The following is a 17,804-nucleotide window of genomic DNA, read 5'->3' on the forward strand; positions in this document are numbered from 1 at the left end:
CGGCTACAGGTGCGTCGGCGCGAACATCCGCAGCACCGCCGGGAGTACGACCACCGACGGCCCCGGTGAGCCGAGGGCCTTCGCGAGGTCGTCCGCGAGTGTCTCCGGGGTCGTACGGACCCCGGGGACGCCGAAGGACTCGGCCAGTGCCACGTAGTCGGGGCGGGACAGTTCCGTCGCCGTGGCCTGGCCGAAGGCGTCCGTCATGTACTCGCGCAGGATGCCGTAGCCGCCGTCGTCCACGATCAGCCAGGTGACGTTCAGGTCGTACTGGCGGGCCGTGGCCAGCTCGGCGATCGAGTACAGCGCCCCTCCGTCACCCGACACCGCCAGCACCGGTCGCGAAGGGTCGGCCACCGCCGCTCCCAGCGCCGCCGGGAAGCCGTAGCCCAGACCGCCGGCGCCCTGGGCGGAGTGGAGCAGATTGGGAGCCTTGGCGTCGAACGCCGACCAGGCCCAGTAGGCGAGGATCGTCATGTCCCAGAAGGACGGGGAGTCGGCGGGCAGCGCCCTGCGGACCGACGCCAACACGTCCTGTTCCAGGGTCAGTTCCTGGGCGGCGATACGGCCGCTCACCTTCGCGAGGACGGTACGGACCCGTTCGGGAGCCTCGGCGTCCTCCCTCGGCGTCACCGTCTCCAGCAGCGCCTGCAGGGCCAGTCGCGCGTCCGCGTGGATGCCGAGCGCGGGATGGTTGGACTCCAGCTTGCCGAGGTCCGCCTCGATCTGGATGACCCGGCCCCGGGGCTTGAACGTGTGGTAGTTGGACGACAACTCCCCCAGCCCCGAACCCACCACCAGGAGGACGTCCGCGTCCTCCAGGAAGTCCGTGGTGTGGCGGTCCTCGATCCAGGACTGGAGGGACAGGGGGTGCGTCCAGGGGAAGGCGCCCTTGCCGCCGGGGGTCGTGACCACCGGGGCCCGCAGCGTCTCCGCCAGCTGCCTCAGCTTGCCCGAGGCGTCAGAACGTACGACTCCCCCGCCCGCGATGATCGCCGGGCGGGCGGCCCGGGACAGCAGGTCGGCGGCCAGCGCGGTGAGTTCGGGGCGCGGGGGCAGTTCCTCGGGGAAGGCGTCGCCGCCCGTCACCACCGGGATCACGGTCTCGGCGAGCAGCACGTCCTGCGGGATCTCCACCCATACCGGCCCGTGCGGGGCGGTCAGGGCCGACTTCCAGGCCGCCTCGATCGCGGAGGGGATCTGGGACTGGGTGCGGACGGTGTGGACCGACTTGACCACGCCCCTGAAGGAGGCCGCCTGGTCCGGGAGTTCGTGCAGATAGCCGTGGCGGCCGCCGCCGAGGCCGGCCGTCGGGATCTGACTGCTGATCGCCAGGACGGGAGCGGACGCGGCCGCGGCCTCCTGGAGAGCGGCCAGGGATGTCAGCGCCCCCGGGCCCGTCGACAGCAGCAGGGGGGCCGCCTCCCCGGTGATCCTGCCGTACGCGTCGGCCGCGAAGCCCGCGTTGTTCTCCACCCGCAGGCCGATGTAGCGCAGGTCGGAGCGCCGTAGTGCGTCGAACATCCCCAGCGCGTGCTGACCGGGCAGGCCGAACACGGTGGTCGCGCCGAGCGCGGCCAGCGTCTCCACGACCAGGTCTCCGCCGTTGCGGCCGGGAGGAGGGTTGAGAGCAGCGGAAGTCTGCGCCTCCGTCGGGCGGAGGACCAGGTCGTGGTCGTGAGTCACTGCGCGCGGGCCTCTGCAATCTGGCGGGACATGATCGTGGTCAGTTCGTAGGCGGTGTGGGAGGCCGCCACCGACGTGATCTCCGCGTGGTCGTACGCGGGGGCCACCTCGACGACGTCCGCCGACACCAGGTTGCACGATGCCAGACCGCGCAGGATCTCCAGCAGCTCGCGGGAGGTCATGCCGCCCGCCTCGGGGGTGCCGGTGCCGGGCGCGTGGGCCGGGTCGAGGCAGTCGATGTCGATGGAGATGTAGAGCGGACGGTCGCCGATGCGCTGGCGCAGCTGGTCGGCCACCTCGTCGGCACCCCTGCGGTACACGTCCGCGGACGTCACGATGCCGAAGCCCAGCTTCTCGTCGTCGGTGAGGTCCTGCTTGCCGTAGAGGGGGCCCCGCGTGCCCACGTGCGACAGCGCCGAGGTGTCGAGGATGCCCTCTTCCACCGCCCGCCGGAACGGCGTGCCGTGCGTGTACTCGGCACCGAAGTAGGTGTCCCAGGTGTCGAGGTGGGCGTCGAAGTGCAGCAGGGCGACCGGGCCGTGCTTCTTCGCGACGGACCTGAGCAGCGGGAGCGCGATGGTGTGGTCGCCGCCCAGGGTCATCAGACGGGCGCCGGTGCCGAGGAGGTCGTCCGCGGCCGCCTCGACCGTCTCGACGGCCTCGTTGATGTTGAACGGGTTCACCGCGATGTCCCCGCCGTCCGCGACCTGCGCCAGCGCGAAGGGGGACGCGTCCTGCGCCGGGTTGTAGGGCCGCAGCAGCCGCGAGGCCTCGCGGATCGCGTTGCCGCCGAAGCGGGCGCCCGGCCGGTACGAGACACCCGAGTCGAACGGCACCCCGACCACGGCGACGTCGGCCCGGCCGACCTCGTCGAGGCGCGGCAGCCGGGCGAAGGTCGCGGGTCCGGCGTAGCGCGGGATGCGGGAGGAGTCGACGGGGCCGCGGGGGGTCTCGGGGGAGCTCATGGTCGTGTGCCTTCCTTGTGTCTCTGCGTTCGGTCTACCGGGGTGCCGGAACCGGCTCGGGGACCTCGCGCCCGGCGAGTCGTTCCCGCCAGGCCGCGAGGACCGCGGTGTCGGTCGCCGGGGTCGCCAGGGATACGGCGACGTAGACGACCAGGGAGGCCAGCAGGCCGTAGTACACGGGCTCGTTGGCGAGGATGCCGTAGCCGGCCATCAGGCCGATGACGGCGAGGCCGCCGACGGCCACGGAGGCCAGCGCGCCCTGGGCGGTGCCGCGCCTCCACAGCAGGCCGCCGAGGATGGGGACGAGGAGGCCGCCGACGAGGAGGTTGTAGGCGACGGTGAGGGCCTCGACGACGTTGTTGAGGGCGATGGCCGTGCAGATCACGGCCACGCCCATGACGAGGATGAAGGCGCGGTTGCCCCGTACCTCGTCGTGGTCCCCCGCGGCCGTCCGCCCCCGCAGCCGCGACCAGATGTCGTTGTTCGCGACGGTCGCGCAGGCGATCAGCGCGCCGGAGGAGGTCGACATCACGGCGGCGAGCGCGGCGGCCAGCACCAGGCCCCGCACACCGACGGGGAGTTCGTCCTTGACGATGGTCGCGAAGGCGTCGTCGGCGTTGGCGAGGTTCGGGTAGAGGACCTTGGCGGCGGTGCCGATGACGGCGCCGGCGAGGGCGTAGGCGAGGCAGTAGGTGCCGGCGACCGTGCCGCCCCACCGGGCCGTCCTGTCGCTGCGGGCGGTGAAGACGCGCTGCCAGATGTCCTGACCGATGAGCATGCCGAAGGTGTAGATCAGCACGTAGGTGAAGATCGTCTCGCCGCCGATGCCCAGCGGGTCGAAGTACCCGGTGGGCAGCTTCGCCCTCATCTCGCCGAAGCCGCCCGCCTTGACGACCGCGATGGGCAGGAGCAGGAGCAGTACGCCGATGGTCTTCACGACGAACTGCACCATGTCCGTGAGCGTGATGGACCACATGCCGCCCAGCGTGGAGTAGGCGACGACGATCGAGCCGCCGAGGACGATCGCGACGGTCCGGTTCATGTCGAAGAGGACGTCGAAGATCGTGGCGTAGGCGATGGTCGAGGTCACCGCGAGCATGAGGGTGTACGCCCACATGACCACGCCGGAGATGACCCCGGCCCGGCCGCCGTACCGCAGGTCCAGCATCTCGGAGACGGTGTAGACCTTGAGGCGGGCGATGCGGGCGGAGAAGAAGACGGACAAGGCCAGCAGGCCGAGGCCGATGGTGAAGACCATCCAGGCGCCGGACAGGCCGTACTGGTAGCCGAGGCCGACGCCGCCGATGGTGGACGCGCCGCCGAGGACGATCGCGGCCATGGTGCCGGAGTACATGGCGGGCCCGAGCCGCCGTCCGGCGACCAGGAACTCGCTCTTGGACCTGGCACGGCGCATGCCCCACCAGCCCATGGCGAGCATGCCGGCCAGGTAGACGACGATGACTGTGTAGTCGACGGCCATGTGGGCCTCCTTCTGCCGTTGGGCGCCCTGCCGGTCTGCGTCGACACTAGGTGGCCGGAAAGCGACTGCGAAGTGTACGTTTCATCCATTCGAGCGGTACTGGATGGAGGGAACGTCCACCATGCCGGACCCGGCTGTCCCACCCACCCCTCCGGTCCCGCTGGCCGCGCTGCTGGCCCGCGAGGACCTGGGCCTGCGGCAGATCGCGGGGCCCGCGGACCCCGCGACGGTGATCCACTGGGCCCACACGTCCGAGATGGCGGACCCGTACCCGTATCTGCTGGGCGGTGAGCTGCTGCTGACGGCCGGGGTGCACATCCCGGAGGCGGCGGGCTCCGGCACCTACTTCGACGACTACGTGGCGAGGGTCGTCGCGGCGGGCGGGGCGGCGCTCGGCTTCGGACTGGCGCCGGTGCACGACACGGTCCCGCGCGCACTGGTCGCGGCCTGCGACACCTACGGGCTCCCGCTTCTGGAGGTCCCGCCGCGGACCACGTTCTCCGGCGTGGCCCGCGCGGTCTGGCAGCTCATGGCCCAGGCCCGCCACGCGGAGCTGCGCCGGGTGACCGAGGCCCAGCAGAGCCTGGCCGCGGCCGCCTCCCGCCCCGACCCGGTGCCGTCGGTGCTGCGGCAGCTGGCGCAGCGGGTCGGCGGGTGGGCGGTGCTGTACGGGCCGGACGGGGCGGAGGTCGCGGCGGCGGGGAGACGGCAGGGGGACGGGGAACTGGCCCGGCTGATCACGCTCGTCACCGAACGCTCCTCCACCACGGCCGCCGAGACCGCCGCCGGCCTCCACCTGGCGGCCTACGCCCTCGGTGCCGGGCACGGCTTCGTGCTCGGGGTCGTCGCACCGCACCGCGCGCCCGGTGACCACACGATCGCCTCCGTCGCCGCCGTGCTGCTGTCGCTGCTCACCGGTGAGCATCAGAGCGGGTCGGGGGCGGCACGGTCGTCGGCCCTGGTGCGGATGCTGCTCGGGGCCGCGGCCGAGGACGTGGCTCCGCTGCTCGGCGGGGACCGGTGGCTGGTCGTGCACGCGCGGCCCGACGGCCCCGCCGCCCCCGACCCCGTCGCCGCCTCCGCGCTGGGTACGGCGCTCGGGTCGCCCCTGGTCGACGTGGCGCGGGACGTCGTACGGGTCCTGCTGCCCGCCGAGCGGGAACCGGTTCCGCAGCCCGGGTGGACGCTCGGGATCAGCGCCGTGTCCGGGCCGGCGGAGTGGGCCGTCGCCGACGCCCAGGCGGGCCGGGCGCTGGCCCGTGCCCGCGCCACCCGCACCGGGCTGGTCCGGTACGGGGCCCGTCCCGCCCTCGCCGACCTGGTGCCGGAGGAGGACGCGGCGGCCCACGCCCGGGCGCTGCTGGCTCCGCTGTCCCCCGCCCTGGCCGAGACCCTGCGCACCTGGCTGTCCCTGCACGGCAGTTGGGACCGTACGGCGGTCGCGCTGGACGTGCACCGCAACACCGTGCGGCAGCGGGTCGCGAAGTGCGGGGCCCTGCTGGAACTGGACCTGGACGACCCGGACGTGCGGATGGAGCTGTGGTTCGCGCTGCGCCGGTCATGATCGGGTGACCCGCGTCCCAGCGTGCGGGATGCGCGGCGATCCCGTGAAGACGTGCATCAGAATGGGAGGCATGCCGATACCCGGGACACCCAGCCGCGCCGAGCTCGTCGACCACCTCGTGAAGACCCGTATCGCGGGCGAGGTGGCCACCCCGCGCGAGAACAACCTCTCCCACTACCGCCAGCTGGCGAACGGCAACCGTCACTACTGGCTCGGTCTGGAGCTCGGGGACCGCTGGAGCGACGAGCAGGACGTGCTCGCGGTGATGGCGGAGCGGGTGGGCGTCAACGACGACCCGGAGTACCGGTACGGCCAGGACACCATCGACCCCGAGCTGACCGTGAGCGCCCTGGAGCGGATGGCGGCGCGGCTGCGCAAGGCGGCGGACGGGCAGCAGCGCGTGCTGTTCGCGACCGGGCACCCCGGCGGACTCCTCGACGTGCACCACGCCACGGCCGCGGCGCTGCGCGCCGCGGGCTGCGAGATCGTCGTCATCCCGGACGGGCTGCAGACGGACGAGGGGTACGTCATGCAGTTCGCGGACGTGGCGGTCCTGGAGCACGGCGCCACCCTCTGGCACACCCACTCCGGCGACCCCATGAAGGCCATCCTCACGGCCCTGGAGCGCGAGGGCCGCCCCCTGCCCGACCTGGTCGTCGCCGACCACGGCTGGGCGGGGTACGCCGCTCAGCACGGCGTGGACTCCGTCGGGTACGCCGACTCCAACGACCCGGCGCTCTTCGTGGGCGAGGCGGAGGGCACGGTACAGGTGACGGTCCCCCTCGACGACCACGTGGTGAGCCCGCGCTACTACGACCCGATGACGGCGTACCTGCTGAACGAGGCGGGCTTGAGGTAGGGCTTGTGCGGCGAGCCGGAGCAACCGGCCGAGGGGCGGTGTTGACCGGTGCGGCCGATGGCGTGACCGGCCGGCACGGATCGGCCCGCCCGTGAGCGGTACCGACCGACAGGTGCGGGTGTGGGTACGGGTGCGGGTACGGGTGGGCAGCCTGCACGGCAAGCCGCGGTCGAGGGGGCGGTGCTGATCCGGGCGGGTGCGCCGGAGGGTGGCCAGACCGTGACGGCTCGGCCCCGGTGCGCGAGGCACGGTACGGGAAGGCGCACGGCGACGGGCAGCGCGGCAGCGGGACGGGTTCACGGCGGCTCGACGCGGCGCGGGGCGGTCGCCAGACGGTGCTGATCCGGGCGGGTGCGGCCGAAGGTGGCCAGACCGTGACAGCTCGGCCCCGGTGCGCGAGGCACGGCACGGATGGTGCACGGCAGCGGGACGGGGTCACGACGGCTCGACGCGGGGCGGGGCGGTCGCGGCGCCGCAGTGGGGATGAGACCGGTGCGCGAGGCGTGACGCCCCATGAGGTACACGGCAGCGGGCAGTCGGCGATCGCCTGGCTGCTCGACATCGGTCCGGGGCCGCGCGGACGCGACGGGCGGCGGTGGGTGTCCCGTGCGCGTCGGCCGGGAGCCCCCGGCACGGCGAGGCGCGGGCCGTCAGCGCTGCCGGGGGGCCCGGACCACGCCCTCCTGGATCACCGAGATGGCCAGGCGGCCGTCCTGGGTGTAGATGCGGGCCTGGCCCAGGCCACGGCCGCCGGAGGCCGACGGGGACTCCTGGTCGTACAGGAGCCATTCGTCGGCGCGGAAGGGGCGGTGGAACCACATCGCGTGGTCCAGGGAGGCGCCGACCACGTCACCGACCGCCCAGCCGCCGCGGCCGTGCGCGAGGAGGATCGAGTCGAGGAGCGTCATGTCGGAGACGTACGTGGCGAGCACGACGTGCAGCAAGGGATCGTCGGCCAGCTTGCCGTTGGTGCGGAACCAGACCTGCGAGTGCGGTTCGCGCGGCTCCCCGAACTGCCCGAACGGCGGTTCCTCCACGTACCGCAGGTCGATCGCCTCGCGGGCCTCCAGGAAGCGCTCCACGACCGTCGGATCGAGGTGGTCGTAGCCGCGCAGCCGGTCCGCGGAGGTGGGCAGCGTCGCCGGGTCGGGGGCGGCCGGCATGGCGGCCTGGTGGTCGAACCCGTCCTCGTGCCGCTGGAAGGACGCGGAGAGGGCGAAGATCGGCTGGCCGTGCTGGACCGCCAGCACGCGGCGCGCGGTGAAGGACCGGCCGTCGTTCATGCGGTCGACCGTGTAGACGATCGGCGCGCCCGGGTCGCCGGGACGCAGGAAGTACGCGTGCAGGGAGTGGGCGAGCCGGTCCTCGGGGACCGTCCGCCCGGCGGCGACCAGCGCCTGCGCCGCGACCTGCCCGCCGAAGACGCGGGGGACGACGGCGGGGCGGGAGTGACCGCGGAAGATGTCCTCCTCGATCTGCTCGAGGTCGAGCAGATCGAGGAGGTCCTGGAGTGCCTGGCTCATGGAGCTGTTGTACCGGCCGTCGGTTTCGTCCGGCCTACAGGCCCATGTCCTTCGCGATGATCGTCTTCATGATCTCGCTGGTGCCGCCGTAGATGCGGTTGACCCGGTTGTCCGCGTACAGACGGGCGATCGGGTACTCGTTCATGAAGCCGTAGCCGCCGTGCAGCTGGAGGCAGCGGTCGATGACGCGGTGCGCGACCTCGGTGCAGAACAGCTTGGCGGAGGCGGCCTCGGCCGGGGTCAGCTCACCGGCGTCCAGGGCCTCCAGGGCGCGGTCGGCGACCGCCTCGGCGGCGTCCACCTCGGCCTGGCAGGCGGCCAGTTCGAACTTGGTGTTCTGGAAGGAGGCGACGGGCTTGCCGAAGACCGTGCGGTCCTGCACGTACTCCTTGGCGAACCGGACGGCGGCCTTGGCCTGGGCGTAGGCGCCGAAGGCGATGCCCCAGCGCTCGGAGGCCAGGTTGTGGCCGAGGTAGTAGAAGCCCTTGTTCTCCTCGCCGAGGAGGTCCTCGACGGGGACCTTCACGTCGACGAACGCCAGCTCGGCGGTGTCGGAGGTCTTCAGGCCGAGCTTGTCCAGCTTGCGGCCGATGGAGTAGCCCTCGGACTTGGTGTCCACGGCGAACAGGGAGATGCCGTGGCGGCGGTCCTCGGCGGTGGGCGCGGAGGTACGGGCGCAGACGATCACGCGGTCGGCGTGCACGCCACCGGTGATGAAGGTCTTGGAGCCGTTGAGGACGTAGTGCGTGCCGTCCTCGGAGAGCTTGGCGGTGGTCTTCATGCCCGCGAGGTCGGAGCCGGTGCCCGGCTCGGTCATCGCGAGGGCCCACATCTCCTCGCCGGTGACGAACTTCGGCAGGAAGCGCTTCTTCTGCTCGTCGGTGGCGAGCATCTTGATGTACGGCAGGCCCAGCAGGACGTGCACACCGGAGCCGCCGAACTGCACGCCTGCGCGCGCGGTCTCCTCGTACATGACGGCCTCGAACTTGTACGAGTCGATGCCGGCGCCGCCGTACTCCTCGTCCACGCGGATGCCGAAGATGCCGAGCTCGGCGAGCTTGTAGTAGAAGTCGCGCGGCGCCTGGCCGGCCTGGAACCACTCGTCGTAGACCGGGACGACCTCGGCCTCGATGAAGGCGCGCAGGGTCTCCCGGAACGCCTCGTGGTCCTCGTTGAACACAGTACGGCGCACCGCCGCCACCTCCAGGTACGTGTCTAAGCGCTTGCTCAGAACATTAAGGTACCGGCGGGTAGGGAGGGGCGTCCAGAGGTGATCCCGTAACGCTCGTCACGCCGCCGCCCGCAGCACCGCTCACGCCGCCGCGGCCGCGAACGCCCCCCTCGCCATGCGGTGCAGCAGCTCCGCGGTGGCGGTACGGCCGGGCAGCGAGCCGGGGCGGCCCAGGTGCGGGGTGGAGTTCAGGAGCCCGAAGACGGAGTGCACGGCCGAGCGGGCCGCGGGTTCGGCGAGGCCGGGGTAGACCTCGCGCAGGATCTCCACCCACAGCTCGACGTACTGCCGCTGGAGCTGGCGGACCAGCTTGCGGTCGCTGTCGCGCAGGCGGTCCAGCTCCCGGTCGTGCAGGGTGATCAGGGGGCGGTCGTCCAGCGCGAAGTCGATGTGGCCCTCGATCAGCGAGTCCAGCAGCGCCTCGGCGTCCCCGCCGCCCGACTCGGCGACCCGCCGCTTGCCGCCGGTCAGGAGCTGGCCGCTGATGCCCACCAGCAGCTCCGCCAGCATCGCGTCCTTGCCCGCGAAGTGGCGGTAGAGCCCGGGCCCGCTGATCCCGACCGCCGCGCCTATCTCGTCCACGCCCACGCCGTGGAACCCGCGCTCGGCGAACAGCCGCGCGGCCTCCTTGAGGATCTGCTCGCGGCGGGTGGGGGCGTCGGTTCTGGTGGCCATGCAGGCAATTCTAGACAGGGACGTTAGCGGTCGTTAACCTGAGGGAAATGGTTAACGCTCATTAACAGGCGATCACTGGGTGAGGGGACCGCGGGACATGGATCAGGCACCCGAGCTGACGAGCGCGGCGGATCCCGCGTCGGCGGCCTGGAAGGCCAACGAGGAGGCCCACCGGGCCCTCGTGGACGAGCTGCGGGACAAGCTCGCCGCTGCCAGGCTGGGCGGCGGCGAGAGGGCGCGCGAGCGGCACACCGCGCGCGGCAAGCTGTTGCCCAGGGACCGGGTCGACACCCTGCTCGACCCCGGCTCGCCCTTCCTGGAGCTGGCCCCGCTCGCCGCCGACGGGCTGTACGACGGCCAGGCCCCGGCGGCCGGGGTCATCGCCGGGATCGGGCGGGTCAGCGGACGCGAGTGCGTCGTCGTCGCCAATGACGCCACCGTCAAGGGCGGCACGTACTACCCGATGACGGTGAAGAAGCACCTGCGCGCACAGGAGGTCGCGCTCGACAACCGCCTGCCGTGCATCTACCTCGTGGACTCCGGCGGCGCCTTCCTGCCGATGCAGGACGAGGTCTTCCCGGACCGCGAGCACTTCGGGCGGATCTTCTACAACCAGGCCCGGATGTCGGGGGCCGGGATCCCGCAGATCGCCGCCGTCCTCGGATCCTGCACGGCCGGGGGCGCCTACGTCCCCGCGATGAGCGACGAGGCCGTCATCGTCCGCAACCAGGGCACGATCTTCCTCGGCGGCCCCCCGCTGGTGAAGGCCGCCACCGGCGAGGTCGTCACCGCCGAGGAGCTCGGCGGCGGCGAGGTGCACTCCAGGACCTCCGGCGTCACCGACCACCTCGCCGAGGACGACGCCCACGCGCTGCGGATCGTGCGGAACATCGCCGCCACGCTCCCCGCGCGCGGGCCGCTCCCCTGGTCCGTCGAGCCCGCGGTGGAGCCGAAGGTGGACCCCTACGGCCTCTACGGCGCGGTGCCGGTGGACTCCCGCACCCCCTACGACGTCCGCGAGATCATCGCGCGCATCACCGACGGCTCGCGTTTCGCCGAGTTCAAGGACGAGTTCGGGCAGACCCTGGTCACCGGCTTCGCCCGGATCCACGGCCATCCGGTCGGGATCGTCGCGAACAACGGCATCCTGTTCTCCGAGTCCGCCCAGAAGGGCGCCCACTTCATCGAGCTGTGCGACCAGCGCGGCATCCCGCTGCTGTTCCTCCAGAACATCTCCGGCTTCATGGTCGGCAAGGACTACGAGGCCGGCGGCATCGCCAAGCACGGCGCCAAGATGGTGACCGCGGTCGCCTGCACGCGCGTGCCCAAGCTGACGGTCGTCGTCGGCGGTTCGTACGGCGCCGGGAACTACTCGATGTGCGGCCGGGCCTACTCCCCCCGCTTCCTGTGGATGTGGCCCAACGCCAAGATCTCCGTCATGGGCGGCGAGCAGGCCGCCTCCGTCCTCGCGACCGTCAAGCGGGACCAGCTGGAGTCCCGCGGGGAGACCTGGCCCGCCGAGGACGAGGAGACCTTCAAGGACCCGATCCGCGCCCAGTACGAGCGTCAGGGCAACGCCTACTACGCCACCGCCCGGCTCTGGGACGACGGGGTCATCGACCCGCTGGACACCCGGCAGGTGCTCGGCTTGGCCCTGACCGCATGCGCCAACGCGCCGCTGGGCGATCCCCAGTTCGGCGTCTTCCGGATGTGAGGACCCATGTTTGACACAGTGCTTGTCGCCAACCGGGGCGAGATCGCGGTCCGCGTCATCCGCACCCTACGGGCGCTGGGCGTGCGCTCGGTCGCCGTCTTCTCCGACGCGGACGCCGACGCCCGGCACGTCCGGGAGGCCGACACCGCCGTACGGCTCGGACCGGCGCCGGCCTCGGAGAGCTATCTGTCCGTCGAGCGGCTCCTGGAGGCGGCCGCCCGCACCGGCGCCCAGGCCGTCCACCCCGGCTACGGCTTCCTCGCGGAGAACGCCGTCTTCGCGCGCGCGTGCGCCGACGCCGGGCTGGTCTTCATCGGGCCGCCCGCGGACGCCATCGCCTTGATGGGCGACAAGATCCGCGCCAAGGAGACCGTCCAGGCGGCCGGAGTGCCCGTGGTCCCCGGCGGCCGGGACCCCGAACTCGACGAAGCCGCGCGCGCGTTGGGCGCTCCGGTGCTGCTCAAGCCCAGTGCGGGCGGCGGCGGCAAGGGCATGCGGCTGGTCCGGGACCTCACCGTCCTGGAGGAGGAGATCGCCGCCGCCCGCCGCGAGGCCCGCACCTCCTTCGGCGACGACACCCTGCTCGTGGAGCGGTGGGTCGACCGGCCCCGGCACATCGAGATCCAGGTGCTGGCCGACGGCCACGGCAACGTGATCCACCTCGGCGAGCGCGAGTGCTCCCTCCAGCGCCGGCACCAGAAGATCATCGAGGAGGCGCCCAGTGTCCTCCTCGACGAGGACACGCGCGCGTCGATGGGCGCGGCGGCGGTCGAGGCGGCCCGCTCCTGCGGCTACCGGGGCGCGGGCACGGTGGAGTTCATCGTGCCGGGCGACGATCCGTCCTCGTACTACTTCATGGAGATGAACACCCGCCTCCAGGTGGAGCACCCGGTCACCGAGCTGGTCACCGGCCTGGACCTGGTGGAGTGGCAGCTGCGGGTGGCCGCGGGCGAACGCCTGCCGTACGAGCAGAAGGACGTCTCCCTGACCGGGCACGCGATCGAGGCCCGCGTCTGCGCGGAGGACCCCGCCCGAGGCTTCCTGCCGTCCGGCGGCACGGTGCTGCGCCTGCGCGAGCCCCAGGGCGACGGCGTCCGCACCGACTCGGGGCTCAGCGAGGGCACCGAGGTCGGCAGCCTGTACGACCCGATGCTGTCCAAGGTCATCGCGTACGGCCCGGACCGCGCGACCGCGCTCAGGAAGCTCCGGGCGGCCCTCGCGGAGACGGTGACGCTCGGCGTCCAGACCAACGCGGGGTTCCTGCGCCGGCTCCTGGCCCATCCGGACGTGGTGCGGGGCGAGTTGGACACCGGGCTCGTCGAGCGGGCGGTGGACGACCTGGTCTCCACCGACGTACCGGAGGAGGTGTACGAGGCGGCGGCGGCCGTACGCCTCGACGCGCTGCGGCCTGGTGCAGAGGGCTGGACCGATCCGTTCTCGGTGCCGAGCGGCTGGCGGCTGGGGGGCACCCCGAAGCCCGTCGGCTTCCACCTGCGGGTGCAGGACCCGGTGGAGTACGTCCCGCGCGGCACCCACACCGTCACCGGCGACCAGGTCACCGTCACCCTCGACGGCGTCCGGCACACCTTCCACCGCGCCGCCGACTGGATCGGCCGGGACGGCGACGCCTGGCACGTGAGGGACCACGACCCGGTGGCCGCGTCCCTCACCCGCTCCGCCCACGCCGGCGCCGACTCGCTCACCGCGCCCATGCCCGGCACGGTGACCGTGGTGAAGGTGGCGGTCGGGGACGAGGTGGCCGCCGGGCAGAGTCTGCTCGTCGTCGAGGCCATGAAGATGGAGCACGTCATCTCCGCCCCGCACGCCGGCACGGTCGCCGAGCTGGACGTCGCGCCGGGCACCACGGTCGCCATGGACCAGGTGCTCGCGGTCATCACCCCTGCGGAGGAGGAGAAATGACGCTCCCCATGGTCCTGCCGGAAGCGGGGCTCCCCGCCCGGGTCCGCATCCACGAGGTCGGGGCCCGCGACGGCCTGCAGAACGAGAAGTCGACCGTGCCGACGGAGGTGAAGGCGGAGTTCGTGCGCCGCCTCGCCGAGGCCGGGCTGACGACGATCGAGGCGACGAGCTTCGTCCACCCGAAGTGGGTGCCCCAGCTCGCCGACGCGGAGCAGCTCTTCCCGCAGATCAGCGACCTCCCGGTGGACCTGCCGGTCCTCGTGCCCAACGAACGCGGCCTGGACCGGGCCCTCGCGCTCGGCGCGACCCGCGTCGCTGTGTTCGCCAGCGCCACCGAGTCCTTCGCCAAGGCCAACCTCAACCGCACGGTCGACGAGGCACTGGCGATGTTCGACCCGGTCGTCGCGCGGGCCAAGGCCGAGGGCGTGCATGTCCGCGGCTATCTCTCCATGTGCTTCGGCGACCCCTGGGAGGGTGCGGTCCCGGTCCCCCAGGTCACCAAGGTCTGCCGCGCCCTGCTCGACATGGGCTGCGACGAGCTGAGCCTCGGCGACACCATCGGGGTGGCGACCCCGGGGCACGTACGCGCGCTTCTGACCGAACTCGACGTCCCGGTCGAGAAGGTGGGCGTGCACTTCCACGACACCTACGGCCAGGCGCTCGCCAACACCCACGCCGCCCTCCAGCACGGCGTCACCACCGTGGACGCCTCCGCGGGCGGCCTCGGCGGCTGCCCGTACGCCAAGTCCGCCACCGGCAACCTCGCCACCGAGGACCTCGTGTGGATGCTTCAGGGCCTCGGCATCGACACCGGTGTCGACCTCGGCCGTCTCGTCGCCACCAGCGCCTGGATGGCCGAACACCTGGGCCGACCCAGCCCGTCCCGCACCGTCCGCGCCCTCTCCCACCAGGAGTGAACCCCCGATGGACCACCGCCTCTCCCCCGAGCTGGAAGAACTCCGCCGTACCGTCGAGGAGTTCGCCCACGACGTAGTGGCGCCGAAGATCGGCGAGTACTACGAGCACCACGAGTTCCCCTACGAGATCGTCCGCGAGATGGGCCGCATGGGCCTGTTCGGGTTGCCGTTCCCCGAGGAGTACGGCGGTATGGGCGGCGACTACCTGGCGCTCGGCCTCGTCCTCGAGGAACTCGCGCGCGTGGACTCGTCGGTGGCGATCACCCTGGAGGCCGGTGTCTCCCTGGGCGCCATGCCGCTGCACCTGTTCGGCACCGAGGAGCAGAAGCGCGCGTGGCTGCCCCGGCTGTGCTCGGGCGAGATCCTGGGCGCCTTCGGCCTGACGGAACCGGACGGCGGCAGCGACGCCGGGGCGACCCGCACGACGGCCCGCCTGGACCCCGACACCGACGAATGGGTCATCAACGGCACCAAGTGCTTCATCACCAACTCAGGCACCGACATCACCGGTCTGGTCACCGTCACCGCGGTCACCGGCCGCAAGCCCGACGGCGGGCCCCTGATCTCCTCGATCATCGTCCCCTCCGGCACCCCGGGCTTCACGGTCGCGGCGCCGTACTCGAAGGTCGGCTGGAACGCCTCCGACACCCGTGAGCTGTCCTTCTCCGACGTCCGGGTCCCGGCGGCGAACCTCCTGGGCGAACAGGGCCGCGGCTACGCGCAGTTCCTGCGGATCCTCGACGAGGGCCGGATCGCCATCGCGGCGCTCGCGACCGGGCTCGCGCAGGGCTGTGTGGACGAGTCGGTGAAGTACGCCAAGGAGCGGGAGGCGTTCGGCCGGCCGATCGGCGCCAACCAGGCCATCCAGTTCAAGATCGCCGACATGGAGATGAAGGCCCACACCGCCCGCCTCGCCTGGCGGGACGCGGCCTCGCGCCTGGTCGCCGGCGAGCCCTTCAAGAAGGAGGCGGCCCTCGCCAAGCTGTACTCCTCCACGATCGCCGTGGACAACGCCCGCGAGGCCACCCAGATCCACGGCGGCTACGGCTTCATGAACGAGTACCCGGTGGCCCGGATGTGGCGCGACTCCAAGATCCTGGAGATCGGCGAGGGCACCAGCGAGGTCCAGCGGATGCTGATCGCGCGGGAGTTGGGGCTGGTGGGTTAACCCGCAGCTCACAGAGCACCCACAGCTTCGACGGGGCGGCGCCCCGCCCTCTGGACATTTGATGAGGTTAGGCTAACCTACGTTCGAACTTGTCCGGCGGGCGCTCCGCCCCGTTCGAAAGCAGCCACACATGTCCAACGCAAGAGCCGCCCACCTCACCCGCCGTGGCATCCTCGCCGCGGGCGGCGCACTCGGCCTCGGCGCCGTGCTCGCGGCCTGCGGTGACGACGACTCCAGCAGCGAGGGCTCTGGCAAGGGGACCACGGCCGCCAAGTCCGGGGCGTGGGCCTTCAAGGACGACCGCGGCACCACCGTGAAGCTCGACAAGGTCCCCACGAAGATCGTCGCCTTCGTCGGCGTCGCCGCCGCGCTCCACGACTACGGCATCGAGGTCAAGGGCGTCTTCGGCCCCACCAAGACCAAGGACGGCAAGGCCGACGTCCAGGCCGGCGACATGGACGTCAGCAAGCTGACCGTCTTCGGCAACGTCTGGGACCAGTTCAACGTCGAGCAGTACGCGGCCTTCGCGCCCGAGGTCCTCATCAGCACGACCTTCGACAGCGCCGGCACCCTCTGGTACGTCCCCGCGGCCTCCGCCTCCAAGATCGCCAAGCTGGCGCCCAGCGTGGCGGTCTCCGTGTACGACCGTCAGATCACCACGCCCCTCCAGCGGGTGTGGGAGCTGGCCGAGTCCCTCGGCGCCGACATGAAGGCGGCAAAGGTCACCGACGCGAAGAAGCGGTTCGAGGCGGCGTCGGAGCGGCTGCGTGCCGCGGCCAAGGCCCACCCCGACATCAAGGTGCTCGCCGGGTCCGCGGCCCAGGACGTCTTCTACGTCTCCGGCACCAACCTCTCCATCGACCTCGAGTACTTCAAGGCACTCGGCGTGAACTTCGTGGAGCCCCCGGCGTCCGTGCTCAAGGCGTCCGGCGGCTGGTACGAGTCGCTGAGCTGGGAGAACGTCGACAAGTACCAGGCCGACATCATCATGATGGACGACCGTACGGCGACCATCCAGCCGGCCGACATCACCGAGGCCACCTGGAAGAAGCTGCCCGCGGTCAAGGCCGGGCAGGTCATCGCCCGTTCCCCCGAGCCGATCCTGTCGTACGACAAGTGCGTGGCGATGGTGGAGAACCTCGCGAAGGCGATCGAGACCGCGAAGAAGGTCAGCTGACCCCCGGACACCTTCCTGAGCCTCAGGAGCTCTGTATGACTACGGCCGTAGCCGCCCCGTTCCGTTTCTTCTCCCTCCAGGTCGTGCGGACGAGGCGGCTCGGCCCGTCTCTCGTGCGCGTCAGCTTCACCGGGGAGGACCTCCGGCACTTCTCCTCCGACGGACACGACCAGTCGCTCTCCCTCTTCGTCCCCGCCGCGGGGCGGACCGAGCCCGGCGTCCCCGTCGAACTCGGGGACGGCTGGTGGCAGGCCTGGCGGGAGCAGCCCGATGACGTGCGGGCCGTGATGCGGTCGTACACGCTCCGGGGCCTGCGCCGCGACCCCGACGAGATCGACATCGACTTCGTGCTGCACGAGCCCGCCGGGCCCGCGTCCGCCTGGGCCGCGCGGGCCCGTGCCGGGGACAGGGTGCAGTTGCTCGGGCCCGCGATCGCCGACAACCGTGCCATCCGGTTCCGGCCGCCCGCCGACACCGATCTCGTACTGATGTGGGGTGACGAGACCGCGCTGCCCGCCGTCTCCGCGATCCTCGAAGCCCTTCCCGCCGGACAGCGGGCTCGCGTCTGGCTGGAGGTGCGGGACGCCGGGGACATCCAGGATCTGGCGACCGACGCGGACGCCGAGATCACCTGGCTCGTCGGCAAGAGGGCGCCCGACGTCATCCGGGACGCCCAACTCCCGCCCGCCGAGCGGCCGTACGTGTGGATCGCGGGCGAGTCCGGGTGCGTGAAGGAGCTGCGGCGGCTCTTCGTGCGCGAGCGCGGGGTCGACCGGCGCCGGGTCACCTTCGTCGGGTACTGGCGTCAGGGGATGACCGAGGAACAGCTGCGGGCGGCCGGGTAACGCCCGTACACGTGACGCCGGTCACGGATGGGGCAGGTTTTGGCCCGCGTTAATTAGGTTAGGCTTACCTAAGTTGAAGC

14 protein-coding genes are annotated in these 17,804 nt (G+C 71.9%); 8 read left to right on the forward strand and 6 right to left on the reverse strand.

Annotated elements, in window-relative coordinates; all coding sequences use genetic code 11:
- Positions 1-3: 3 nt before the first annotated feature.
- From M2163_RS20470 to M2163_RS20480, 3 genes are read right to left on the reverse strand one after another with little or no spacing between them, the layout of a single operon-like run.
- Positions 4-1,686, reverse strand: a complete 1,683-nt coding sequence (locus M2163_RS20470) for a thiamine pyrophosphate-binding protein (RefSeq protein WP_280894662.1) — start codon at positions 1,684-1,686, stop codon at positions 4-6.
- Positions 1,683-2,651: an agmatinase gene (gene speB / locus M2163_RS20475; RefSeq protein ID WP_280851354.1), complete on the reverse strand. Its 969-nt coding sequence runs from the start codon at positions 2,649-2,651 to the stop codon at positions 1,683-1,685. Before speB ends, M2163_RS20470 begins: the two co-directional genes overlap by 4 nt.
- Before the next feature lie 34 nt (positions 2,652-2,685).
- Entirely contained in the window at positions 2,686-4,131 is a 1,446-nt protein-coding gene (locus tag M2163_RS20480) for a sodium:solute symporter (RefSeq protein WP_280851353.1), read from the reverse strand.
- 121 nt (positions 4,132-4,252) lie between these two features.
- On the opposite strand from M2163_RS20480, the gene M2163_RS20485 reads away from it, so the two are divergent.
- Both M2163_RS20485 and M2163_RS20490 read left to right on the forward strand, forming a co-directional pair.
- Complete coding sequence (locus tag M2163_RS20485; RefSeq protein WP_280894663.1) at positions 4,253-5,695, forward strand: PucR family transcriptional regulator; 1,443 nt, start codon at positions 4,253-4,255, stop codon at positions 5,693-5,695.
- A gap of 70 nt (positions 5,696-5,765) precedes the next feature.
- Complete coding sequence (locus M2163_RS20490; protein ID WP_280894664.1) at positions 5,766-6,554, forward strand: phosphatase; 789 nt, start codon at positions 5,766-5,768, stop codon at positions 6,552-6,554.
- 650 nt (positions 6,555-7,204) lie between these two features.
- On the opposite strand, the gene M2163_RS20495 is transcribed toward M2163_RS20490, so the two are convergent.
- The 3 genes from M2163_RS20495 to M2163_RS20505 form a co-directional block, all read right to left on the reverse strand.
- Entirely contained in the window at positions 7,205-8,077 is an 873-nt protein-coding gene (locus M2163_RS20495) for an acyl-CoA thioesterase II (RefSeq protein WP_280894665.1), read from the reverse strand.
- Positions 8,078-8,111: 34 nt separating this feature from the next.
- Complete coding sequence (locus M2163_RS20500) at positions 8,112-9,269, reverse strand: acyl-CoA dehydrogenase family protein (protein WP_053848864.1); 1,158 nt, start codon at positions 9,267-9,269, stop codon at positions 8,112-8,114.
- A gap of 120 nt (positions 9,270-9,389) precedes the next feature.
- Positions 9,390-9,983, reverse strand: a complete 594-nt coding sequence (locus tag M2163_RS20505) for a TetR/AcrR family transcriptional regulator (RefSeq protein ID WP_280851350.1) — start codon at positions 9,981-9,983, stop codon at positions 9,390-9,392.
- Between the two features lie 97 nt (positions 9,984-10,080).
- Between M2163_RS20505 and M2163_RS20510 the strand changes: the two genes are divergently transcribed.
- From M2163_RS20510 to M2163_RS20535, 6 genes are all read left to right on the forward strand, one after another.
- The gene (locus M2163_RS20510) at positions 10,081-11,697 is read left to right on the forward strand and encodes a carboxyl transferase domain-containing protein (RefSeq protein WP_280894666.1); all 1,617 of its coding nucleotides are present in this window, start codon (positions 10,081-10,083) and stop codon (positions 11,695-11,697) included.
- Between the two features lie 6 nt (positions 11,698-11,703).
- Positions 11,704-13,617, forward strand: a complete 1,914-nt coding sequence (locus M2163_RS20515) for an acetyl/propionyl/methylcrotonyl-CoA carboxylase subunit alpha (RefSeq protein WP_280851348.1) — start codon at positions 11,704-11,706, stop codon at positions 13,615-13,617.
- Complete coding sequence (locus tag M2163_RS20520) at positions 13,614-14,534, forward strand: hydroxymethylglutaryl-CoA lyase (protein ID WP_280894667.1); 921 nt, start codon at positions 13,614-13,616, stop codon at positions 14,532-14,534. The genes M2163_RS20515 and M2163_RS20520 overlap by 4 nt, the downstream gene beginning before the upstream one ends.
- Positions 14,535-14,541: 7 nt before the next feature.
- A complete protein-coding gene (locus tag M2163_RS20525; RefSeq protein ID WP_280851346.1) occupies positions 14,542-15,702 on the forward strand; it encodes an acyl-CoA dehydrogenase family protein in 1,161 nt (386 codons plus the stop codon).
- Between the two features lie 130 nt (positions 15,703-15,832).
- Complete coding sequence (locus M2163_RS20530) at positions 15,833-16,879, forward strand: ABC transporter substrate-binding protein (RefSeq protein ID WP_280894668.1); 1,047 nt, start codon at positions 15,833-15,835, stop codon at positions 16,877-16,879.
- A 35-nt stretch (positions 16,880-16,914) separates the two neighbouring features.
- Positions 16,915-17,724 (forward strand): siderophore-interacting protein, encoded by an 810-nt coding sequence (locus M2163_RS20535; protein WP_280894669.1) that lies wholly within the window; start codon positions 16,915-16,917, stop codon positions 17,722-17,724.
- Positions 17,725-17,804: the final 80 nt, after the last annotated feature.

Source organism: Streptomyces sp. SAI-135 (assembly GCF_029893805.1).
In the GTDB taxonomy this organism is placed as follows: domain Bacteria; phylum Actinomycetota; class Actinomycetes; order Streptomycetales; family Streptomycetaceae; genus Streptomyces.

Bases quoted from the DNA above. Each gene is read 5' to 3' on its own strand.
- speB (WP_280851354.1), bottom strand. From the start codon at position 2,651: ATGAGCTCCCCCGAGACCCCCCGCGGCCCCGTCGACTCCTCCCGCATC.
- M2163_RS20480 (WP_280851353.1), bottom strand. From the start codon at position 4,131: ATGGCCGTCGACTACACAGTCATCGTCGTCTACCTGGCCGGCATGCTC.
- M2163_RS20485 (WP_280894663.1), top strand. From the start codon at position 4,253: ATGCCGGACCCGGCTGTCCCACCCACCCCTCCGGTCCCGCTGGCCGCG.
- M2163_RS20490 (WP_280894664.1), top strand. From the start codon at position 5,766: ATGCCGATACCCGGGACACCCAGCCGCGCCGAGCTCGTCGACCACCTC.
- M2163_RS20495 (WP_280894665.1), bottom strand. From the start codon at position 8,077: ATGAGCCAGGCACTCCAGGACCTCCTCGATCTGCTCGACCTCGAGCAG.
- M2163_RS20505 (WP_280851350.1), bottom strand. From the start codon at position 9,983: ATGGCCACCAGAACCGACGCCCCCACCCGCCGCGAGCAGATCCTCAAG.
- M2163_RS20510 (WP_280894666.1), top strand. From the start codon at position 10,081: ATGGATCAGGCACCCGAGCTGACGAGCGCGGCGGATCCCGCGTCGGCG.
- M2163_RS20515 (WP_280851348.1), top strand. From the start codon at position 11,704: ATGTTTGACACAGTGCTTGTCGCCAACCGGGGCGAGATCGCGGTCCGC.
- M2163_RS20520 (WP_280894667.1), top strand. From the start codon at position 13,614: ATGACGCTCCCCATGGTCCTGCCGGAAGCGGGGCTCCCCGCCCGGGTC.
- M2163_RS20525 (WP_280851346.1), top strand. From the start codon at position 14,542: ATGGACCACCGCCTCTCCCCCGAGCTGGAAGAACTCCGCCGTACCGTC.
- M2163_RS20530 (WP_280894668.1), top strand. From the start codon at position 15,833: ATGTCCAACGCAAGAGCCGCCCACCTCACCCGCCGTGGCATCCTCGCC.
- M2163_RS20535 (WP_280894669.1), top strand. From the start codon at position 16,915: ATGACTACGGCCGTAGCCGCCCCGTTCCGTTTCTTCTCCCTCCAGGTC.